The 19389-nt window shown below is 67.0% G+C and carries 23 protein-coding genes; 3 read left to right on the top strand and 20 right to left on the bottom strand.

From position 1 onward, the window contains the following. Positions 1–13: 13 nt before the first annotated feature. From lexA to rlmE, 10 genes are all read right to left on the bottom strand, one after another. Positions 14–649, bottom strand: a complete 636-nt coding sequence (lexA, locus tag SriyCCGPB3_RS07675; protein WP_032128412.1) for a transcriptional repressor LexA — start codon at positions 647–649, stop codon at positions 14–16. Positions 650–863: 214 nt separating this feature from the next. Then, on the bottom strand, positions 864–2546 hold the full coding sequence (gene ubiB / locus SriyCCGPB3_RS07670) for a 2-polyprenylphenol 6-hydroxylase (protein ID WP_350260360.1): 1683 nt from the start codon (positions 2544–2546) through the stop codon (positions 864–866). Between the two features lie 34 nt (positions 2547–2580). Continuing rightward, positions 2581–3075, bottom strand: coding sequence for a CinA family protein (locus tag SriyCCGPB3_RS07665; RefSeq protein ID WP_010484249.1), 495 nt, complete (start codon positions 3073–3075; stop codon positions 2581–2583). Between the two features lie 122 nt (positions 3076–3197). Then, a complete protein-coding gene (hflX, locus tag SriyCCGPB3_RS07660; protein WP_032128411.1) occupies positions 3198–4508 on the bottom strand; it encodes a ribosome rescue GTPase HflX in 1311 nt (436 codons plus the stop codon). A 14-nt stretch (positions 4509–4522) separates the two neighbouring features. Further along, entirely contained in the window at positions 4523–4798 is a 276-nt protein-coding gene (gene hfq, locus SriyCCGPB3_RS07655) for an RNA chaperone Hfq (RefSeq protein WP_004152891.1), read from the bottom strand. A gap of 96 nt (positions 4799–4894) precedes the next feature. Continuing rightward, positions 4895–5848 (bottom strand): tRNA (adenosine(37)-N6)-dimethylallyltransferase MiaA, encoded by a 954-nt coding sequence (gene miaA, locus SriyCCGPB3_RS07650; protein ID WP_350260043.1) that lies wholly within the window; start codon positions 5846–5848, stop codon positions 4895–4897. After that, positions 5848–6744 carry a dihydropteroate synthase gene (folP, locus tag SriyCCGPB3_RS07645; RefSeq protein WP_180847928.1) on the bottom strand — a complete coding sequence of 299 codons (897 nt, stop codon included), beginning with the start codon at positions 6742–6744 and terminating at the stop codon, positions 5848–5850. Before folP ends, miaA begins: the two co-directional genes overlap by 1 nt. Before the next feature lie 626 nt (positions 6745–7370). Beyond that, positions 7371–7556 (bottom strand): hypothetical protein, encoded by a 186-nt coding sequence (locus tag SriyCCGPB3_RS07640; protein ID WP_110711848.1) that lies wholly within the window; start codon positions 7554–7556, stop codon positions 7371–7373. A gap of 102 nt (positions 7557–7658) precedes the next feature. After that, positions 7659–9593: an ATP-dependent zinc metalloprotease FtsH gene (ftsH, locus tag SriyCCGPB3_RS07635; RefSeq protein ID WP_010485966.1), complete on the bottom strand. Its 1935-nt coding sequence runs from the start codon at positions 9591–9593 to the stop codon at positions 7659–7661. 69 nt (positions 9594–9662) lie between these two features. After that, positions 9663–10295: a 23S rRNA (uridine(2552)-2'-O)-methyltransferase RlmE gene (rlmE, locus tag SriyCCGPB3_RS07630; RefSeq protein WP_005409014.1), complete on the bottom strand. Its 633-nt coding sequence runs from the start codon at positions 10293–10295 to the stop codon at positions 9663–9665. A gap of 65 nt (positions 10296–10360) precedes the next feature. Between rlmE and yhbY the strand changes: the two genes are divergently transcribed. Both yhbY and SriyCCGPB3_RS07620 read left to right on the top strand, forming a co-directional pair. Continuing rightward, positions 10361–10666, top strand: coding sequence for a ribosome assembly RNA-binding protein YhbY (yhbY, locus tag SriyCCGPB3_RS07625; protein WP_004152868.1), 306 nt, complete (start codon positions 10361–10363; stop codon positions 10664–10666). Positions 10667–10679: 13 nt separating this feature from the next. Next, complete coding sequence (locus SriyCCGPB3_RS07620; RefSeq protein WP_153855159.1) at positions 10680–11054, top strand: Mth938-like domain-containing protein; 375 nt, start codon at positions 10680–10682, stop codon at positions 11052–11054. A 27-nt stretch (positions 11055–11081) separates the two neighbouring features. On the opposite strand, the gene SriyCCGPB3_RS07615 is transcribed toward SriyCCGPB3_RS07620, so the two are convergent. The 5 genes from SriyCCGPB3_RS07615 to surE form a co-directional block, all read right to left on the bottom strand. Further along, on the bottom strand, positions 11082–11570 hold the full coding sequence (locus SriyCCGPB3_RS07615; protein ID WP_350260042.1) for a hypothetical protein: 489 nt from the start codon (positions 11568–11570) through the stop codon (positions 11082–11084). A 174-nt stretch (positions 11571–11744) separates the two neighbouring features. Then, positions 11745–12530, bottom strand: a complete 786-nt coding sequence (locus SriyCCGPB3_RS07610; RefSeq protein ID WP_350260041.1) for a peptidoglycan DD-metalloendopeptidase family protein — start codon at positions 12528–12530, stop codon at positions 11745–11747. Continuing rightward, complete coding sequence (locus SriyCCGPB3_RS07605; RefSeq protein WP_049400381.1) at positions 12527–13141, bottom strand: YqaA family protein; 615 nt, start codon at positions 13139–13141, stop codon at positions 12527–12529. Before SriyCCGPB3_RS07605 ends, SriyCCGPB3_RS07610 begins: the two co-directional genes overlap by 4 nt. An 18-nt stretch (positions 13142–13159) precedes the next feature. Continuing rightward, entirely contained in the window at positions 13160–13837 is a 678-nt protein-coding gene (locus SriyCCGPB3_RS07600) for a protein-L-isoaspartate(D-aspartate) O-methyltransferase (RefSeq protein WP_110711845.1), read from the bottom strand. Continuing rightward, positions 13834–14613, bottom strand: a complete 780-nt coding sequence (gene surE / locus SriyCCGPB3_RS07595) for a 5'/3'-nucleotidase SurE (protein WP_075674796.1) — start codon at positions 14611–14613, stop codon at positions 13834–13836. Before surE ends, SriyCCGPB3_RS07600 begins: the two co-directional genes overlap by 4 nt. 209 nt (positions 14614–14822) lie before the next feature. On the opposite strand from surE, the gene SriyCCGPB3_RS07590 reads away from it, so the two are divergent. Next, positions 14823–15362, top strand: coding sequence for a Smr/MutS family protein (locus SriyCCGPB3_RS07590; RefSeq protein WP_049462714.1), 540 nt, complete (start codon positions 14823–14825; stop codon positions 15360–15362). Between the two features lie 69 nt (positions 15363–15431). Here SriyCCGPB3_RS07590 and truD read toward each other — a convergent pair whose 3' ends face one another. The 5 genes from truD to eno are packed head-to-tail and all read right to left on the bottom strand — an operon-like array spanning position 15432 to position 19337. After that, a complete protein-coding gene (gene truD, locus SriyCCGPB3_RS07585; protein ID WP_350260040.1) occupies positions 15432–16463 on the bottom strand; it encodes a tRNA pseudouridine(13) synthase TruD in 1032 nt (343 codons plus the stop codon). Continuing rightward, on the bottom strand, positions 16460–16957 hold the full coding sequence (ispF, locus tag SriyCCGPB3_RS07580) for a 2-C-methyl-D-erythritol 2,4-cyclodiphosphate synthase (protein WP_005409005.1): 498 nt from the start codon (positions 16955–16957) through the stop codon (positions 16460–16462). Before ispF ends, truD begins: the two co-directional genes overlap by 4 nt. Positions 16958–16991: 34 nt before the next feature. After that, positions 16992–17690: a 2-C-methyl-D-erythritol 4-phosphate cytidylyltransferase gene (gene ispD, locus SriyCCGPB3_RS07575; protein ID WP_119007642.1), complete on the bottom strand. Its 699-nt coding sequence runs from the start codon at positions 17688–17690 to the stop codon at positions 16992–16994. Then, entirely contained in the window at positions 17687–18040 is a 354-nt protein-coding gene (gene ftsB, locus SriyCCGPB3_RS07570; protein ID WP_153855162.1) for a cell division protein FtsB, read from the bottom strand. The genes ispD and ftsB overlap by 4 nt, the downstream gene beginning before the upstream one ends. A gap of 4 nt (positions 18041–18044) precedes the next feature. Then, a complete protein-coding gene (eno, locus tag SriyCCGPB3_RS07565) occupies positions 18045–19337 on the bottom strand; it encodes a phosphopyruvate hydratase (protein WP_350260039.1) in 1293 nt (430 codons plus the stop codon). Between the last annotated feature and the right edge of the window lie 52 nt (positions 19338–19389).

The raw sequence follows: 19389 nt of genomic DNA, 5'->3' as shown, positions 1-19389 counted from the left end.
GCTATGGAACGGGTCAACGGTTGGGCCGCAGCAGGCCGCAATAGAGACCCTCGATCGAGAAGTCCTGATCCGGCAGCACCTCGATCGGCTTGTAGTCGGGGTTGCGCGGCAGCAGGCGGATACGATCCTTGGCGATCTTCAGCAGCTTGACGGTGATCTCGTCATCGATGCGGGCCACCACGATCTGTCCGGAATGAGCATCGCGGGTGCGGTGCACACCGATCAGGTCACCGTCGAAGATGCCCTCGTCGATCATCGAATCGCCCTGCACCTTCAACAGGTAATCCGGTGCCGGCGAGAAGAACACCCGGTCCAGCACCACGAAGTCGTCCGAGCCGATATCAGCACCGATCGGCAGGCCGGCTGCGACACGGCCCAATACCGGCAGGCGCAGGACGCTGTCCGGCAGGCCCGGCTCGGCCAGCTTTTCGACCGGCGGTGCCTGCACCAGGCGGATGCCGCGGGCCTGGCCGGGGATGCGACGGATCGCACCGGCCTGCTCCAGGGCTTCCAGGTGGTACTGGGCCGCGCGTACGCCCTTGAAGCCGAACGCACGTGCGATTTCAGTCTGCGACGGCGGTGCGCCTTCGCTCTCGATACGCTCGGCGATCAACTGCAGGATCGCCTGCTGGGTGTCGGTCAGGTCCATGGTTAGTAGTATTACTACTAATGAACGGGACTGCAAGTGCTTGGGGCGACACGGCGACAGCTGTAGCGCCGACCCGTGCTCGGCAATCGTCACCGGGCTTGGCTTGGCTGGCAGAGACAACGCCGAGAGCAGAAGCAGCCGACCAGCGGTCGGCTCTACAGGAATCGCGCAGCGATTCCGCGGTTCCCGTTGGGAACCGCTGCGGTAAACACACTCAGGTGTGTTTACCGCTTCTCCAGATCGAGAACAGGATCCAGACGCCGCAGAAGCCGGCGCCGATGAAGCCGCACACGCCCAGTGCCAGCAGCCAACGGCTGGAGACGCCGCCAACGCTGTGCATCACGATCGACGAGCCGATGATCAATGCGGCGGTGACGATGCCCATCACCAGCCGGTTCGCCGCACGGTTCACCTGCTCGCCGAAGCCCTGCAGCGCCGTGGTTTCCACCTTCAGCTGCAGGCGCCCACGGCGGGCGGCCTGGACCAGCTTGCGCAGGTCGCGTGGCAGTTCACCGGCGAAGTCGACCAGGCCCAGCAGGCTGCGGCGGCCGCGCTTGAGCAGGGCCTTGGGCGCATAGCGCTGCAGCACCACCCGTTCCAGGAACGGGCGCGCGGCACTGGCCATGTCGAAATCCGGGTCCAGCTGCCGCCCCATGCCTTCCAGGGTCAGGAACGCCTTGATCATCAGCGCCAGGTCGGCCGGCAGGGTCAGGCTGTAGCTGCGCAGCAGCTGGGTGATGTCGCCCAGCATCAGACCGATGCGCAGGTCCTTCAGCGGCACGCCACGGTACTGGTCGACGAACTGGCTGATGTCGTGCTGCAGCCGGTTCTCGTCCACTTCCACGCCGCCGGCCCAGTCCAGCAGCACGTCGGCCACACCCTGCGGGTCCTGCTCGACCAACCCGTGCAGCAGCTGCGCGACCTGGAAGCGCCGCACTTCCGACAAGGCACCGACCATGCCGAAATCGATCACACCAATCCGGCCGTCACGCAGGTAGATGATGTTGCCGGGGTGCGGGTCGGCATGGAAGCTGCCGTCCTCCAGCACCATCTTCAGCACGATGTCGGCTCCACGCCGCGCCAGTTCGCGCCGGTCCAGCCCGGCCGCATCGACGCCGGCCAGGTCACGCCCTGGAATGCCGTCGACGAAGTCCTGCACGTTGAGGCTTTCGCAGGTCCACTGCCAGTGCACGTCGGGAATCAGGATGTCGTCGCGGCCTTTGAAGTTGCGCGCGATGCGCTCGGCATTGCGGCATTCGGCGGCGAAATCCAGCTCGCGACGCAGCGACACGGTGAACTGCTGCACCACCTCGGCCGGGCGATAGCGGTGCAGGTCCGGCAGGCGCGCCTCGACGATCTCCGCCAGGCGGGCCAGCAGCCGCAGGTCGGCCTCGACCACATCGCGGATGCCGGGGCGACGCACCTTCAGCACCACCTCGCGACCGTCATGCAGGCGCGCGCGGTGGGCCTGCGCCAAGGAGGCGGCGGCCATCGGGGTTTCATCGAGGAAGGCGAACACTTCTGAAGGCGATGCGCCAAGGTCGGCCTCAAGCTGCTCGCGGATATCCGCGTACGGCAGCGCCGGCACTGCGTTCTGCAGTTCAGAGAGCTCGGCGATCCATTCCGGCGGCAGCAGGTCGACGCGCGTCGCCAGTACCTGGCCGAGCTTGACGAAGGTCGGGCCGAGATCCTGCATCGCGCTGCGCACGCGCACCGGCGCGGTCATCCGCAACAGTTCCTGCCGCTCCTCGTTCCAGTGCAGCAGGCGCCCTGCCCGCTCCAGCGTGCTGGCCAGGCCGATGCGCCGCACCACGTCGCCGAAGCCATAGCGGATCAGGACGACGGCGATTTCCTGCAGTCGGCCCAGGTCACGGACCGTGCCCAGCGTTTCCCACATCATGCGTGCTCCGGACGATTACCGGAGCAGCATGTCACAGCTGGGCGTCGATACCGCGCAATGCCGCCGCCACGGTTTGCCGGCGGATGGCTTCGCGGTCGCCGTCGAACTGGAACAGCTCGGCACGGGCGTAGCCACCGCGGCGCTTCCAGCCAATCCAGACGCTGCCGACAGGCTTGTCCGGGCTGCCGCCACCAGGACCGGCGATGCCGGTCACCGCCACGGCGATACCGGCGCCGGAATTGACCAGCGCACCGGACACCATTTCCAGCACGGTTTCGCGGCTGACCGCGCCGAACTGCTCCAGCGTCTGCGCACGCACGCCCAGCAGGCGCTGCTTGGCCTCGTAGCTGTAGACCACCATGCCGCAGTCGAAGAACGCCGAGGAACCGGCGATGTCGGTCATGCACTTGGCGATCCAGCCACCACTGCAGCTTTCAGCGGTCACCAGCTGCAGCGAAGCCTGCTGCAGGCGCTGCCCGAGCGCGGCGGACTGGGCGTTGAGTTCAGCGTCGGTGGGAATGGACATCAGCATGACGGTGGGGTGAAGAACCTGCACGTTGTACCGCAGATGACAGCTGGATGTCGCGCCCCTCCGGCACGGTTGCGCTGCCGGCCAGCGGCCGGCACTACCGGGCATGGGCCGCTACCTCACCACTCCGGCAGTTTCTCCGGCAGCAGCGCCCGGATCGGCGCGCCGTCGGCACTGGCAGCCAGTTTTTCGGCTTCGGCAATCGGCAGGTCGACCTGCAGCAGCCAGCCGTCTTCGTCGGCCTGCTCGCTGCGGATCACTTCCAGCTGGTGCAGGCGCGCACGCAGGCGGCCGGCATCCGGCGGCAGGCGCAGTTCGCCGGTGACATGCTGCAGGCCCAGGCGCTTGCCCAGCACTGCCTGCAGCAGCTCAAGGCCCTGCCCGTCACGCGCGGAAATCCACACCCGCTCCCGGCGCGACTCATCCGGGATACCGTCCTGGCCATCGTGGCGGACGTCGGCACCTTCGATGCGGTCGATCTTGTTGAACACCAGCAGCTGCGGCAGGTCACCGGCACCGACCGCGGTCAGCACCTCGTCCACCTGGGCGATGCGCTCCTCGCGGTGCGGATCGGCGGCGTCGACCACGTGCAGCAGGAAATCGGCCTCGCGCGCCTCGGACAGGGTCGAGCGGAACGCAGCGACCAGGTCATGCGGCAGATCGCGGACGAAGCCGACGGTGTCGGCCAGCACCACGTTGCCACCGGGCACCGCAATGCGGCGCACGGTCGGATCCAGCGTTGCGAACAGCTGGTCGGCGGCGTAGGCCTCAGCGCCGGTCATGGCGTTGAACAGGGTCGACTTGCCGGCGTTGGTGTAGCCCACCAGGGCAACACGCGGCAGCTCGCTGCGCACGCGCGCACGGCGCATCTGGGTGCGCTGCACTTCCACCTTTTCCAGGCGCTTCTGCAGCTGCTCGACCCGCTTCTGCAGCAGGCGGCGGTCGGTTTCCAGCTGGGTTTCACCCGGGCCGCGCAGGCCGATCGAACCGCCGCGCTGGCGCTCCAGGTGGGTCCAGCCGCGCACCAGCCGCGTGGCCAGGTGACGCAGCTGCGCCAGCTCGACCTGCAGCTTGCCTTCGTGGCTGTGCGCACGCTGGGCGAAGATGTCCAGGATCAGGCCGGTTCGGTCGATCACCCGGCGCTCGAGGAAGCGTTCCAGGTTGCGCTCCTGGCCCGGGCTCAACGCATGGTTGACCAGGATCAGGTCGGCACCGCTGGCGTCGGCCGCGGCCTTGATCTCGTCCAGCTTGCCGCTGCCGATCAGGGTCGACGGATTCGGACGATCCAGGCGCGCGGTGATCGTCGCGGCGATGCTGGCCCCAGCCGAGCGGGCCAGATCACCGAATTCTTCCAGCACATCGTCTTCCAGCTTGCCGAAATGGGGCTGGATCAACAGGGCGTGTTCACCCTTTTTCGAGCGGTCAAACATTCACCGCTCCGGTATTACTCGTCTGCTTCATCACCTGCCTGACCACCTTCACCCGACTGCACGTAACCGCCACCCGGACCGACCTTCACGTTGCGTGCCGGAACGACCGTGGAAATGGCGTGCTTGTAGACCATCTGACTGACCGTGTTGCGCAGCAGGACCACGAACTGGTCGAACGACTCGATCGTGCCCTGCAGCTTGATGCCGTTCACCAGGTACACCGAAACCGGCACGCGTTCGCGCCGCAGTGCGTTCAAGAAAGGATCCTGCAGCGATTGCCCCTTGGACATTGCACACTCCTGATTATTGTTCTTATTGGGTTGCCGACGGTTGCCACGGCCCCCGAGCCGCCCGCCGACCGATGATGTTACACGGCTGGCGGGGGTTCAGCGTGCGACGAAGGTCGACACCGCGCCGGCAAGGCGCTCGTGCTCGATATGGGGGTCGAACCAGCGCGCATCAAGCTCGCCGCGCAGCCAGGTCAGCTGGCGCTTGGCCAGCTGGCGGGTTGCGAAGATGGCCTTGTCACGGAAGCGGGCAGCATCGCCCTCCCCGTCCAGGTACTCCCAGGCCTGGCGATAGCCGACCGCGCGCACTGCCGGCAGGTCCAGCGGCGCCTCCACGGCAGCCATTTCCGGCATCGCGCGCAACGCCCGCACCTCGTCGAGGAAGCCCTGCGCCAGCATGGCGTCGAAGCGTGCCTCGATGCGCTGGTGCAGCACCGCGCGGTCACGCGGCGCCAGGATCAGCTTGAGGGTGCGCACCGGCAACGGCGCCACGCCCGGCCGGCGCTGCCATTCAGTGATGGGGGTGCCGGTCAGGCGATAGACCTCCAGCGCCCGCTGGATGCGCTGCGGGTCGGTAGCATGGATGCGTGCGGCCGCCGCCGGATCGACCTGGGCCAGCTCTGCGTGCAGTGCCGCCCAGCCACGCTCGGCCGCCTCGGCGCTGAGTGCTTCGCGCATCGCCGGATCGGCCTCCGGCATCGGCGACAGGCCCTGCAACAGGGCGCGGAAGTACAGGCCAGTGCCACCGGCCAGGATCGGCATCTTGCCGCGTGCCACGATGTCGGCCACGACCCGGCCGGCATCGGCGGCGAATTCGGCTGCCGAGTAGGTCTGCCAGGGATCGCGCAGGTCCAGCAGATGGTGGGGGGCCTGCGCGCGCTCGGCCGCATCCGGCTTGGCCGAGCCGATGTCCAGGTGGCGGTACACCAGCGCCGAATCGACGCTGACGATCTCGCCATCCAGCTGCTTCGCCAGGGCGATCGCGGTGGCGGTCTTGCCACTGGCGGTCGGCCCCATGACGGCGATCGCCAGCGGCCGCCGGTCGATGCCCATCAGTCTTCGTCCGGCCAGCGGATCGTCGGCGTGGCGTCGGCGCGTGGCGTCGGCACCGCCTCGACCGCCTGCCAGATCTTCAGCGCATCCACAGTGGCGGCTACGTCATGCACGCGCACGATGCGCGCACCACGCTGCACCGCGATCAGGTGCGCGGCCACCGACGCGGCCACGCGTTCGGACGGCGTGTCGCGGCCGGTCAGTTCCCCCAGGCTGCGCTTGCGCGACAAGCCAGCCAGCATCGGCACGCCCAGTTCCAGGAAGCGCTCGGAGCGCGCCAGCAGGGTCATGTTGTGGGCGGTGGTCTTGCCGAAGCCGAAACCGAGATCGACCAGCAGGTTCTTCTTCGCAATGCCGGCCATCTCGGCAGCGAACAGGCGCTGCACCAGGAAGCCATGCACCTCGGCGACCACATCGTCGTAGTGTGGATCGGCCTGCATGTGGCCCGGCTCACCCCGCATGTGCATCAGCACCACCGGCACGCCGGCTACAGCGGCGGCGTCCAGCGCCCCCTCCTGGCGCAGGCCGTAGATGTCGTTGATCATGCCGGCGCCAGCGGCCACCGCCGCACGCATCACCTCCGGCTTGAAGGTATCGATGCTGATCGGCACCTGGGTACGGGCGGCCAGCTGCTCGATCACCGGAATCACCCGGCGCAGCTCGTCCTCGACCGATACCGGGGCGGCGCCCGGACGGGTGGATTCACCGCCGATATCGAGCAGGTCCGCGCCCTCCTCGACCAGCTTCAGGCCATGTGCGACCGCGGCCTCGGTGGTGTCGTGCGCGCCGCCATCGGAGAACGAATCCGGAGTGACGTTGACGATGCCCATGACCCGGGCACGGTCGAGGCGCAGGATGCGGCCGGCGCAATCGAGCTGGGGCGAGGTATCGAACATGGGCAATCCTGCAGGGACAACGGCGGGTAGTTTAGTTCGGCAGGGCGGCGCCCTGCACCCGCAGAGGCCAGAGCGACAGCAACAGCAAGTGCGGCATTCCGTTGGATGGCGGGGTGGGTCCGGTTGCGGGGGACGCTGCAAGTACGTCCATGTAAGCTCGGTCGCCGCATCCATGCGGCTCACGCCCCCGCAACCGGACCCACCCCGCCTTCGACAGTTGCTCGCGAGCTGCCGGAGTGACTCTTGGGGTCAGATCCGTTTTCCTACGGAAAACGGATCTGACCCCATTCTTGTACATCGATATCTGACAGATGTGTCGACCAAGGTCGACACCTACCAACAGCTCCCGGAATCTGTCAGAGGTGGGGCGGTGTCGGATGGCGGGGTGTCAGCCGCATGGGCCCGAGGCATGCCTCGGGCGGGTTGGGCAGGACGCCCAACCCCGGTCTTGCCGTGTGCGCAGGAATGCGCACGCGAGCAAGCGGCTGCCAAGCCCCCATGGATGGGTTCACGGCGTCCCCGCCATCCGACACCGCCCCGCCAAACCACGGAATGCCGCTGTTGCTGTTGCTGTTGCTCTGGCTTGACGGCTTCGGCAGGTGCAGGGCGCAGCCCTGCCGATACCCTCAACGGCGGCGGCGCTTGCGGTCCACGTACAGGGTCCTGGCGATGCTCAGCACGATGCCGACACCGATACCCACCACGCAGCCCAGCAGCAGATTGTCGGCCCCCAGGCCCACACCCACGCCGACCACGGTGGCGATGACCATTTCGGCGTTGTGGGAAATCGGTTCGGGCTTCGGGGCGGACATGCGGGCTCCAGCGTCAGATCAGTTCTTCGGGATGGGCCAGTAGCCCGGAAACGACGAAGCCGGGTTGCCCCGGCCTCGTCTGGTGTCACGTGCAGCGGGCCGTCAGTGCGATTCGGCCGGGCCTGCGATCGGCGGCAGCGGACGGGCGTCGCCGCCCTTGTCGTTGCCACCATCCTTGTTCGACTTGTTCCAGCCGGCCGGCGGCGGCGGATCGCGACCTTCCATGATGGCGTCGATCTGCGGCGCGTCGATGGTCTCGTACTGCAGCAGCAGCTGGGACATCGCGTGCAGCTTGTCCAGGTTGGCCGTCATCAGCTCGGTGGTGCGTGCGTAAGCCTCGTCGAGGATGTTGCGCACTTCCTCGTCGATGCGGCGCGCGGTGTCGTTGGACACGCTCTTGTGCTGGGTGACCGAACGGCCCAGGAACACCTCGTCGTCCTCTTCGCCATAGGCGATCGGGCCGAGCTGGTCGGACAGGCCCCACTTGGTGACCATGTTGCGGGCCATCTTGGTGGCGCGTTCGATGTCGTTGGAGGCGCCCGTGGTGACCTTGTCGGCGCCGAAGATCAGCTCCTCGGCCACGCGGCCACCGTACAGCGAGCACAGCTGCGACTTGATCGCCACGCGGTTCATCGAGTACTTGTCGCCTTCCGGCAGGTACATGGTCACACCCAGCGCACGGCCGCGCGGAATGATCGTGACCTTGTAGACCGGGTCGTGCTCCGGCACCAGTCGGCCGACGATGGCGTGACCGGCTTCGTGGTAGGCGGTGAGGGTCTTCTCTTCTTCGCTCATGGCCATCGAGCGACGTTCGGCACCCATCAGGATCTTGTCGCGGGCACGGTCGAAGTGGTCCATGCGGACCTCCTTCTCGTTGCCACGCGCGGCGAACAGGGCGGCCTCGTTGCAGAGGTTGGCCAGGTCGGCGCCGGAGAAGCCCGGGGTACCACGCGCGATCACCATCGGCTCGACATCGTCGGCCAGCGGCAGCTTGCGCATGTGGACCTTCAGGATGTGCTCGCGGCCCTTCACGTCCGGCAGGCCGACCACGACCTGACGGTCGAAACGGCCCGGGCGCAGCAGCGCCGGATCCAGCACGTCCGGACGGTTGGTCGCAGCGATCACGATCACGCCTTCGCCACCTTCAAAACCGTCCATCTCGACCAGCAGCTGGTTCAGGGTCTGCTCGCGCTCGTCATGACCGCCGCCCAGGCCGGCGCCACGGTGGCGACCGACGGCGTCGATTTCGTCGATGAAGATGATGCAGGGGGCGTGCTTCTTGGCCTGCTCGAACATGTCGCGCACGCGGCTGGCGCCGACGCCGACGAACATTTCCACGAAGTCCGAACCGGAGATCGAGAAGAACGGCACCTTGGCTTCGCCAGCGATGGCCTTGGCCAGCAGCGTCTTGCCGGTACCCGGGGGGCCGACCATCAGCACGCCGCGCGGAATCTTGCCGCCCAGCTTGGTGAACTTGGACGGGTCGCGCAGGAAGTCGACCAGCTCGCCCACTTCTTCCTTGGCCTCGTCGCAGCCGGCGACGTCGGCGAAGGTGACCTTGATCTGGTCTTCGCCCTGCAGCTTGGCGCGCGACTTGCCGAAGGACATCGCGCCCTTGGCACCGCCGCCACCGCCCTGCATCTGGCGCATGATGAACAACCAGAAGCCGATGATCAGGATGACCGGCAGGAAATTCATCAGGATCGCGCCGAGGGAAATGCCGCTGGACGGCTCCTCCTGCACGATTTCCACGTTCTTGGTACGCAGCACGTTGATCAGGTCACGATCGAACGGCGCGGTGATGGTGGACGACTGCCCACCGCGGGTGGTGTAGGTCAGCTGGCTGGTGCCGCCGCGCATGTCGCCACCAAAGGCGACCTTCTGCACGTTGCCGCTGTCCACCTGGTCCAGGAACTGCGAGTACGACGCGCCCTGCGCGCCGGCCCCGGAGGACTTCGGCGAGAAGCTCTGGAAGACCACCATCAGCACGACGGCGACGACCACCCATAGCAGGAGGTTCTTGGTCAAGTCGTTCATCCTCATTGGCTCCGGTGTTCCTCTCAGTGCTGGCGTTGCGTTGGGGTCGAACTTGCGTACATTGCGAGCTTACTTCATGTGGGCGCGTTTTCCCTGACCCAAGGCATACACCTCGGGAGAGCGCTTGCGCGAGGCTTCCGGCTTGCGGATGGAGACCTTGTCGTACCGGCGGCGCATGTCGCGCACGTAGTCGTCAAAGCCCTCACCCTGGAACAGCTTGATCAGGAACGCCCCACCGGTCTTCAGGTGGTTGTCGGCAAAATCCAGGGCCAGCTCCGCCAGGTGCATCATCCGCGGCTGGTCGACCGCGCCTACACCACTCTTATTGGGGGCCATGTCCGACAGCACAAGGTCTACCGGCTGATCCCCGAGCATGGCTTCAAACTGCGATAGGACGGCTTCTTCCCTGAAGTCACCATGAAGGAACTCCACGCCGGCCAGCGGCGGCATGTCCAGGATATCCAGGGCCAGCACGCGGCCGGTGTCGCCGATCTGTCTCCGAACCTGCTGAGACCATCCACCCGGGGCCGCACCGAGGTCGACCACCACCATGTGCGGCTTCAGCAACCGGTCACGTTCAAGCAGCTCTTCGAGCTTGTAGGCCGCGCGCGAGCGCATGCCTTCGGCCTGGGCCTTCTTCACGAAGGGGTCGGAGAAGTGTTCCTTGAGCCAGCGCTGGCTGCTTTTGCTGCGGGTAGCCATTGAAAATAGGGGCTGATGGGGTCCTCATGATACCCTGATCGCCCCATTCAACCGTGTTTTCCTGCATGTCCATCGCCCTGACCGCTTCCCAGACCCGTTTCCTGCGCGGCCAAGCCCACGACCTGAAGGCCCTGCTGCAGACCGGCGGCAAGGGCGTGACCCCGGCCTTCATCGCTGAGCTGAACGAAGTGCTGGAGCGCCACGAGCTGGTCAAGGTGAAGGTCGCTGCCGAGGATCGCGACGCCCGTGACGTGATGATCGGCGAGATCGTCGAAGCCACCGAGAGCGCACTGGTGCAGCGCATCGGCCACGTCGCCGTGCTGTACCGCCCGAGCAAGGAACAGCGCCAGATCGTGCTGCCGCGCGGCTGATCGCCCTACTGCCATGCAGCTGAACCACGAACCGCCGGATTACGCCTACAGCCTGCGCGCGGCCGACGGCCGTTCGGCCCGGGTCAACGACCAGGTGCTGGGCAGCAGTTTCTTCCTGACCCCGGACCAGCTGGTCACGCAATGGCCGGTGGTGAGCGCCACCGCGCTGCAGGTGGCCGACCTGGAGCCGATCCTGGCGCTGAATCCGGCGCTGATCGTGCTCGGCACGGGTGACCGCCAGGTGTTCCCGCCGGCGGTGGTGATGGCCGCCTGCCTGTCACGCGGCATCGGCCTGGAAGTGATGAACAATCCGGCTGCCGCGCGCACCTTCAACATCCTGGCCGGCGAAGGCCGCAAGGTTGCGGCTGCTTTCATTCTGGAAGGCTGAGTTCGAGGCGTCGGGCGCGCCCCGGCGCTAGCCGCCAGAAGCGGTGCAGCGGAAGGCCGAGAACTGCTTCAGCCGCCCGATCAGGTTGCCGCCCTGGCCCCAGCGGATGTCCATGACCTTCCAGTCCTGGCCCTGCCTTTGCAGCAGGACACGGTCGATCCAGCGATAGTCGCCTATCGCCATTTCGACGGGTACCCAACTGCCATCGCCGCTCGTCGCGGGCAGCCCCACCTTTACCGTTTCCGGCCGATCCGGCGCCATGAGATACGGGCTCTGGTCCAGCATATGCGGCTTCTCGTCATGCGCGGCCAGCACCGCACAGGCCCGCTCGTAAGCGCGCTGCGCATCGATGGCTGAGCGCAGCGCATCGCCCAGCAACGGCGGAATGGTCGCTTCGTCCGAAGCCGGCGCCTGGACGGCCGCGTAAAGACGGGTGACCACGTCGCGCGGATCGCTGGCTGCGGAGGCCAGCGGCGCGACGATGAGCAACGCGAGAGTGGAAGCAGGACGGAGCATGGGGTGCCGGATCGACTGGGACCGCTCAAGAATGCCGGGTATCCCGTCCGCCGTGAAGGTGAGCCTGCGACACACAAGATCGCAAATGACCACTCTGCGGTACCCGGGTCGAGCATGGCTCGCCTCTACAGGCCAGGAACGCCGGGCATGGCCCGGCGCTATCGCATCTGACGATCAGCGTGCCGGCAGGTACTGCTGCGGGTCGACCGGCTTGCCGTTGTAGCGAATCTCGAAGTGGACCATGTCGCGGTTCGCACCGGTACGGCCCATTTCGGCGATCTGCTCACCGGCCTTCACGCTCTGGCCTTCATTCACCAGGCGCTTGCGGTTGTGGCCATAGGCCGACAGCCACTGGTCGCTGTGCTTGATGATGATCAGCTCGCCGTAGCCGACCAGGCCGGCGCCGGAATACACCACCACGCCATTGGCGGTGGCCTTGACCGCCTGGCCGCTGGTGCCGGCGATGTCAACGCCCTGCTTGGTCGCATCACCAGCCACGTAGCGGCCAACGATGGCGCCATCAGCCGGCCAGCGCCAGGCGATGTTGCTCTTCACCGGACCGACCGGCGCCGGGGCCGGCGTGGTGCTGCCGCCACTGCTGCCACCGGAACGCGGCGGGGTGACCACCGTGGTGGGCGCGCGGCCGCCGCTGGCACCGGCCGGATACAGCCGGATCACCTGCCCCGGATAGATCGTCGAGGGGTTGTCCAGGCTGTTCCAGGCAATCAGGTCGCCCGGGGTGATGTCATGGATGCGGGCCAGCGCATAGATGGTGTCGCCCTTGCGCACCACCACGGTCTGCCCCGGCTTGGGTACCGAGGTCTTCGGCGTGGTCACACCGCCACCGGTGCTGCCACCACCAGGACGAACCACGGTGGCGGTGCCGCAGGCGGCCAGGGTGGAAACCAGCAACACCAGCGCGCCGACGCGCACTCCCTTGCTCAGACGATCAGGACTCATGCGAACTTCGACCTCCATACAAGCCAGGCGATCAGCACCACCACCAATGCGGTGGCGATCCAGCCCAGCGGTTCAATCCAGCGACGCAGCGCCGCTTCGGCACGCGCACCACCGATACGGATGACCGCGGCCAGCACGAACACGCGCTTGCCGCGACCGATCAGCATGCTCAGCAGGTACTGCGGCATCGGTACGCCGACGATACCCGATGCCCACGTGAAGACCTTCATCGGGATCGGCATGAAGCCGCCCAGCACCAGGAAGGTGAACACCGCCCACGGCGACTCGGCCATCTTCGCCTGCACGGTGGTGATCCCCTGCTCGATGGCCGGAAGCATGCCCAGCGCCTCGAACAGCGGCTTGATCGCCTCGAAGGCGAAATGGCCCAACGCATAGCCGATCAGCGCGCCGGCCATCGAGCCGGCCAGGCTGAGGGTGGCAAACCACCAGCCACGCTTGGGCTGGGCCACGCACATCGGTGCCAGCATCACTTCCGGCATCACCGGAAAGATGATCGCCTCGAAGAAGCTCAGCACCGTCAGGTAGGTTGGCGCGCGCTCGTGCGCGGCCCACTTCATCGCCCGCTCGTACAGCGGCCCGAAAATCTTCATGCAACCCTGCTCCGTGGATTAGTCGAGCATGCCAGACAGCAGCGGTACGAAGGTGACCGGCGCCAGCACGTGTTGTTCGATGCTGCCGTCAGCCTTGCGATCCAGCTGTACCAGCGACTGCGCGCTGGGGCCGCCGACCGGAGCCACCAGGCGACCGCCTTCGGCAAGCTGCTCGATCAGCACATCGACCAGCGCCGGCGCCGCTGCAGTGACCACGATGGCATCGAACGGACCGTGTTCGGCCCAACCAACGCGACCATCGTCATGCTTGGTGCGGATGTTCATGCCCAGCGCGCGGAAGCGCTTGCGCGCCTGCCGCAGCAGATCGCCGATGCGCTCCACGGTGTAGACCTCCAGGCCCAGCGCACCAAGGATGGCGGCCTGGTAGCCGGAGCCGGTGCCCACTTCCAGCACCCGTTTCGGCGCCACCTGGAGAACGGCCTCGGTCATCCGCGCGACCACCCAGGGCTGCGAGATGGTCTGGCCGTGGCCGATCGGCAGCGCGGTGTCTTCATACGCACGCGAGGCCAGTGCCTCGTCGATGAACAGATGGCGCGGCACCACCCGGATCGCGTTCAAGGTGGATTCGTCGGCAATGCCCGCTTCGCGCAGGCGGTCGACCAGACGGTCGCGCACGCGCTGCGAGGTCATGCCGATACCAACGGCTTCCGGCTGCAGGCGCAGGCGCGGACTCATGCCGGCCGGTCCAGCGCGGCGCTGAGGCCGCCCACCCAGCTGGCCACCTTCTCCAGCGCCTGATAGCGGGTCAGGTCGACCTGGATCGGGGTGATCGAGATGTGGCCGGTGCGCACTGCATGGAAATCGGTGCCGGGGCCGGAGTCCTGCTCACGGCCGGCCGGGCCGATCCAGTACACCTCGTTGCCACGCGGATCCTTCTGCGCGATGCAGCCTTCGGCACGGTGACGGTTGCCGAGGCGGGTGACCTCGAAGCCCTTGACCTCGCTCCACGGCAGGTCCGGCACGTTGACGTTGAGGATGGTGTCGGCCGGCAGCGGGTCGGCCTTGAGCCGGGCGACGATCTCGACTGCGGCGCGCGCGGCGGTCTCGAAGTGCTTCGGATCGTGGTTGCGGCTGACCAGCGAAACCGCCACCGCCGGCAGGCCAAGGAAGCGGCCTTCCATCGCCGCCGAAACGGTGCCGGAGTAGATCACGTCATCACCCAGATTGGCGGCATTGTTGATGCCGGACACGACAATGTCAGGCTCGAACTCGAGCAGCCCGGTCAGCGCCAGATGCACGCAGTCGGTCGGGGTACCGGCCACCGAAACGGTGTAATGGTCGATGCGCTTGAGGCGGATCGGCAGGTCCAGGGTCAGAGAGTTGCTGGCACCGGAGCGGTCACGGTCGGGGGCGACCACCGTCACTTCGTGGCCGGCCTCGCGCAGCACCGAGGCAAGCATCCGGATGCCTGCGGCGTCGACGCCATCGTCGTTACTGACCAGGATTCGCATCTTCGATTTAACCGCTTGATTTTCCAAGAATTCGATTCCGTCACCGTGCAGTGTGGGCGGGACCGTCGTACTCCCCTGCGGAAGCCGTCGACCCTGCAAGGGCATCGTCTATTGTGCCGCATGCGAGCCGCCGGTCCTACCCTGTCGGCGGTCATGACCGACATCGAACCGTCATAGGCAGACCTGCGCCGGCGGTTTACCCTGTGCGCATGTCGCACCCTGAAGACGAAGATCCGGCCGCATTGTTCCGTGCGGCGATCGGCGAAGTGACGCCACTGCGCAAGGACGCCGAGCCGGCGCCTGCCGCACCCCGGCCGAAGCCGCGCGCGCGCATGGCCGAACGTGACGAGGCCGAAGCCGCCGGCGAATTCGCCCGGCTGCTGCGCGACAGTACGCCGCTGGAAGCCGGTGACGTAGCCAGCTATCGCCGAGACAATCTGCCACCACGCCTGTTCCAGCGCCTCAAGCGTGGCCAGTACTCGGTGCAGGACGAGCTGGACCTGCACGGCGCCACCGCTGCGCAGGCCGAGACGCTGCTGCGCCAGTTCCTGCTGGAGGCACATGCACACGACTATGGCTGCGTGCGCATCATCCATGGCAAGGGATTGCAGTCCGATGGCGGTGCGCCGGTGCTGAAGAACCTGGTCGATCGCCTGCTGCGGCTGCGCAACGACGTGTTGGCATTTCACTCGGCACCGACCGGACAAGGCGGTACCGGCGCGATGCTGGTGCTGCTGGCGCGCAGATGAAAAAGGGGACGGAGGGAATTAAGTCGTTTGTGGCACAAACGACTTAATTCCCTCCGTCCCCTTTTCCTGTCAGGCCTGAGAGGCGTCTTCGACCGGGCCGAGCTCGTGCAGCACGGCGGTGGCGTAGCAGCCCGGCGGCAGTGCGAACGACAGTTCCAGCACGTCGTCGGCCAGCCACTGGTGCTGCAGCAGCGCCGGACGCAGGCGCAGCGCGCGGCGCTCCTGCTTCAGGCGCGCGTCTTCCAGGCCGGCCCGCAGCGCCTTCGATTCCTCGTCGTCCAGCGCGGCCAGTTCCAGCTCGCGCGCCGCATCGGTGCTGCGCAGCTCGCCTTCGCCCCACAGCGGCGCGCTGGGATGGATGTCGAAACGCGCCAGTCGCTCGGCCAACACGTCGGTGTACGGCTCGGGTCCGAACACGCTGCGGCTGCCATCGAGCATCCACACTTCGCCATCGAGAGGCTGATCCCAGCTGCCCTGCTCCACGCGCGCGGCCAGCACGCGGTTGAACAGCGCCGATCGGGCGGCAGACAGCAGCAGCGAACGCTGGTCCTTGCGCATGCGACGGCCGCCGAACATCGCCAGTGCGGCCGGTACGTTGCCACCGTCGCGGCCGAAACGCTGCTCACCGAACCAGTTCGGCAGGCCGCGCGCGGCAATCTGCTGCAGGCGCTCGCTGATCGCGGTGGCATCCCCCTGCACCTCACGCAGCACCAGCTTGAAGCGGTTGCCGGCCAGTGCGCCGCGCTGCAGCTTGCGGTTGTGCCAGGTCGCTTCGAGCACTTCGATCTCGTCACTGGCCAACCCGGCCAGGTCCGGCGCGATGCGCTTGGGCAGGTGCACGCTGAAACGCTGAGTGGTGACCGCGTGGCGGTCTTTCATCCCGGCGTAGCTCACCGCCATTTCCGGCAGGCCCGCCCACGTGGCCAGCAGCTTGGCCACATGCACGGTGTTGGCGCCGCGCTTGCGGATGTGCAGCAGCAGGTGCTCGCCTTCACCGGTGGCCTCGAAGGCCGGCAGTTCATCCACCTGGAAATCGTCCGGCGTGGTGCGGATGCGCGCCGTCAACAACGGCGCACCAAACGCCAACGGCAACGGAATCATGCCGCCACCAGCAGCACAACGGCCTGCGCGGCGATGCCTTCACCACGGCCGGTGAAGCCCAGCTTCTCCGAGGTGGTGGCCTTGACGCTGACCGCGTCCAGCGGCAACTGCAGCAGCCCGCCGATGCGCTCGCGCATGGCCAGCGCATGCGGGCCGACCTTCGGTCGCTCGCAGATCACGGTGATGTCGGTGTTGCCGACGCGCCAGCCGCGCTCACGCAGCAGACTGTCACAGTGGCGCACGAAATCACTGCTGTCGGCGCCCTTCCAGCGGTCGTCACTGGGCGGGAAATGCTGGCCGATGTCACCCAGCGCCAGCGCGCCGAGCATGGCATCACACAGGGCATGCAGGATCACGTCGCCGTCGCTGTGCGCGAGCACGCCGCAGCTGTGCGGCACGTTCACGCCGCCAAGCATGATGTGGTCGCCTTCACCGAAGGCATGGACGTCGTAGCCCTGGCCGATGCGGACGGGCGGGAACGGTGCGGTGCTCATGGATGCAACCCTTGCTACAGGGCCGCGCGGCTAATCAGCCGGCGCGGCGGGAAAGTACGAATTCGAACCGGTCCAGATCGGCCGGGGTGGTGACCTTGAAGTTGTCCTCGCTGCCTTCCACCAGCAGCGGGCGCTGGCCCTGGCGCTCCATGGCCATGGCCTCATCGGTGACTTCAATACCGGCGGCGGCGGCTTCGGACAGCGCGCGGCTGAGCTGGTGGCGGCGAAACAGCTGCGGTGTCAGTGCACGCCACAGGCGCTCGCGCGGCTCGGTGCCATCGATGCCACCGTCGTCGCCGGCGCGCTTGAGGGTGTCGCGCACCGGTGCGGCCAGGATCGCCCCGACCGGATCGGCACGGCCGACTTCAAGCAGGCGGCCAAGATCGGCCAGGGACAGGTTGGGCCGCGCGGCATCGTGGACCAGCACGAATTCATCGGCGCGCACCGAGTCCGGCAGCGCCTGCAGCCCAGCCAGCACCGAGGCGGCACGGGTCGCGCCGCCGATGCAGGTCAGTACCGGTTTGCCGGCCCATTCACTCCAGCCTGGCCAGTCGGCATCGTCCGGACCGATCACTACCATCGCCCCGGCCACGGCCGGATGCGCCAGCAATGCGTCCAGGGTGTGGGCGAGCAGGATCTGCCCGCCCGCCTGCAGGTACTGCTTGGGCAGCGGCGCGCCGAAGCGGGCGCCACGGCCCGCGGCTGGAACCACCACCCAGATCGCCGCGCTCATGGCACGTCCGCCGGGTGTTCGCCGGCCTGGACATTGACGCCTGCTGCGGGTTGCGCCGGGCGAACCGGCGCATCCTCGACCACGCGGTAGAACTTCTCGCCGGGCTTGATCATGCCCAGCTCGCTGCGCGCGCGCTCCTCGATGGCGGACTGGCCTTCCTTGAGGTCCTTCACTTCGGCAGCCAGCGCGTCGTTGCGCTGCTGCAGACCCTCATTGTCGCGCTCCTGGTTGGCGACCTGGGCTTCGAGCATCATCACTTCGCCCGAGTTGCCCGGACCGAACCAGAAGCGGTACTGCAGCCAGCCCAGCAACAGGGCCAGCACCAGCAGCATCCAGCGCCAGTCGCGCATCGGCTCAGCGCTTCAGCGAAACGAACGCGTCACGACCGGCGTAACGCGCGCCGGCACCGAGGGCTTCCTCGATACGCAGCAGCTGGTTGTACTTGGCCACGCGATCGCTGCGGCACAGCGAGCCGGTCTTGATCTGGGTGGCGGTGGTGGCCACCGCGATGTCGGCGATGGTGGTGTCTTCGGTTTCGCCCGAACGGTGCGAGACCACGGCGGCGTAGCCGGCACGGTCGGCCATGGCGATCGCTTCCAGGGTTTCGCTCAGGGTACCGATCTGGTTGACCTTGATCAGGATCGCGTTGGCGGTGCCCGAGTCGATGCCTTCCTGGAAGATCTTCGGGTTGGTCACGAACAGGTCGTCGCCGACCAGCTGCACCTTCTTGCCGATGCGGTCGGTCAGCAGCTTCCAGCCGGCCCAGTCGTTCTCGGCCAGGCCATCTTCAATCGTGATGATCGGATACTGCGCGGCCCAGTCGGCGAGGAAGTCGACGAACTGCTCGGAGGTCAGGCGCTTGTTCTCGCCGACCAGGTTGTATTTGCCGTTCTCGAAGAACTCGCTGGAGGCGACGTCCAGGCCCAGCAGCACGTCTTCACCGGCGGTGTAGCCAGCCTTGCCGATCGCTTCGAGGATGGTGTCCAGCGCTTCGACGTTGCTGCGGAAGTCCGGCGCGAAGCCGCCTTCGTCACCGACCGCCGTGCTCAGGCCGTGGCCCTTCAGCACCGACTTCAGCGAATGGAAGATTTCGGTACCGGCACGCAGCGCTTCGGAGAACGAGGTGAAGCCGACCGGCAGCACCATGAATTCCTGGAAGTCGACGTTGTTGTCGGCGTGCGCACCACCGTTGATGATGTTCATCATCGGCACCGGCAGCGACGGGGTTACACCGGTCTTGGCGGCCAGGTACTGCCACAGCGCCTGCTTGTTCGATGCGGCGGCGGCGTGCGCGGCGGCCATCGAAACACCCAGCAGCGCGTTGGCGCCCAGGCGGCCCTTGTTCTCGGTGCCATCGAGGTCGATCAGGCGACGGTCGAGGCCGGCCTGGTCGGTGGCTTCGAAGCCCTTCAGCGCATTGGCGATGGTGGTGTTGACGTTGTCGACAGCCTTGCGCACGCCCTTGCCCAGGTAACGGGTCTTGTCGCCATCACGCAGCTCGACCGCTTCCTTGGTGCCGGTCGAGGCGCCGGAGGGAACCGCGGCACGACCGAACAAACCGTCCTCCAGGATGACTTCGGCTTCCAGCGTGGGGTTGCCACGGCTGTCGAGGATTTCACGGGCGTGGATGCTGCGGATCGTACTCATGGTCGGGCCGGTTACCTGTATGGAGAGGGGGCGACAAAACGAATGCCGCGTG

The sequence above is a fragment of the Stenotrophomonas riyadhensis genome (genome assembly GCF_040256885.1).
Lineage (GTDB): Bacteria > Pseudomonadota > Gammaproteobacteria > Xanthomonadales > Xanthomonadaceae > Stenotrophomonas > Stenotrophomonas riyadhensis.
This window is presented reverse-complemented; position numbering and strand designations above follow the sequence as displayed.

Coding starts and splice junctions, on each gene's coding strand:
- lexA (WP_032128412.1), bottom strand. CDS start 649: ATGGACCTGACCGACACCCAGCAGGCGATCCTGCAGTTGATCGCCGAG.
- ubiB (WP_350260360.1), bottom strand. CDS start 2,546: ATGTGGGAAACGCTGGGCACGGTCCGTGACCTGGGCCGACTGCAGGAA.
- SriyCCGPB3_RS07665 (WP_010484249.1), bottom strand. CDS start 3,075: ATGTCCATTCCCACCGACGCTGAACTCAACGCCCAGTCCGCCGCGCTC.
- hflX (WP_032128411.1), bottom strand. CDS start 4,508: ATGTTTGACCGCTCGAAAAAGGGTGAACACGCCCTGTTGATCCAGCCC.
- hfq (WP_004152891.1), bottom strand. CDS start 4,798: ATGTCCAAGGGGCAATCGCTGCAGGATCCTTTCTTGAACGCACTGCGG.
- miaA (WP_350260043.1), bottom strand. CDS start 5,848: ATGGGCATCGACCGGCGGCCGCTGGCGATCGCCGTCATGGGGCCGACC.
- folP (WP_180847928.1), bottom strand. CDS start 6,744: ATGTTCGATACCTCGCCCCAGCTCGATTGCGCCGGCCGCATCCTGCGC.
- SriyCCGPB3_RS07640 (WP_110711848.1), bottom strand. CDS start 7,556: ATGTCCGCCCCGAAGCCCGAACCGATTTCCCACAACGCCGAAATGGTC.
- ftsH (WP_010485966.1), bottom strand. CDS start 9,593: ATGAACGACTTGACCAAGAACCTCCTGCTATGGGTGGTCGTCGCCGTC.
- rlmE (WP_005409014.1), bottom strand. CDS start 10,295: ATGGCTACCCGCAGCAAAAGCAGCCAGCGCTGGCTCAAGGAACACTTC.
- yhbY (WP_004152868.1), top strand. CDS start 10,361: ATGTCCATCGCCCTGACCGCTTCCCAGACCCGTTTCCTGCGCGGCCAA.
- SriyCCGPB3_RS07620 (WP_153855159.1), top strand. CDS start 10,680: ATGCAGCTGAACCACGAACCGCCGGATTACGCCTACAGCCTGCGCGCG.
- SriyCCGPB3_RS07615 (WP_350260042.1), bottom strand. CDS start 11,570: ATGCTCCGTCCTGCTTCCACTCTCGCGTTGCTCATCGTCGCGCCGCTG.
- SriyCCGPB3_RS07610 (WP_350260041.1), bottom strand. CDS start 12,530: ATGAGTCCTGATCGTCTGAGCAAGGGAGTGCGCGTCGGCGCGCTGGTG.
- SriyCCGPB3_RS07605 (WP_049400381.1), bottom strand. CDS start 13,141: ATGAAGATTTTCGGGCCGCTGTACGAGCGGGCGATGAAGTGGGCCGCG.
- SriyCCGPB3_RS07600 (WP_110711845.1), bottom strand. CDS start 13,837: ATGAGTCCGCGCCTGCGCCTGCAGCCGGAAGCCGTTGGTATCGGCATG.
- surE (WP_075674796.1), bottom strand. CDS start 14,613: ATGCGAATCCTGGTCAGTAACGACGATGGCGTCGACGCCGCAGGCATC.
- SriyCCGPB3_RS07590 (WP_049462714.1), top strand. CDS start 14,823: ATGTCGCACCCTGAAGACGAAGATCCGGCCGCATTGTTCCGTGCGGCG.
- truD (WP_350260040.1), bottom strand. CDS start 16,463: ATGATTCCGTTGCCGTTGGCGTTTGGTGCGCCGTTGTTGACGGCGCGC.
- ispF (WP_005409005.1), bottom strand. CDS start 16,957: ATGAGCACCGCACCGTTCCCGCCCGTCCGCATCGGCCAGGGCTACGAC.
- ispD (WP_119007642.1), bottom strand. CDS start 17,690: ATGAGCGCGGCGATCTGGGTGGTGGTTCCAGCCGCGGGCCGTGGCGCC.
- ftsB (WP_153855162.1), bottom strand. CDS start 18,040: ATGCGCGACTGGCGCTGGATGCTGCTGGTGCTGGCCCTGTTGCTGGGC.
- eno (WP_350260039.1), bottom strand. CDS start 19,337: ATGAGTACGATCCGCAGCATCCACGCCCGTGAAATCCTCGACAGCCGT.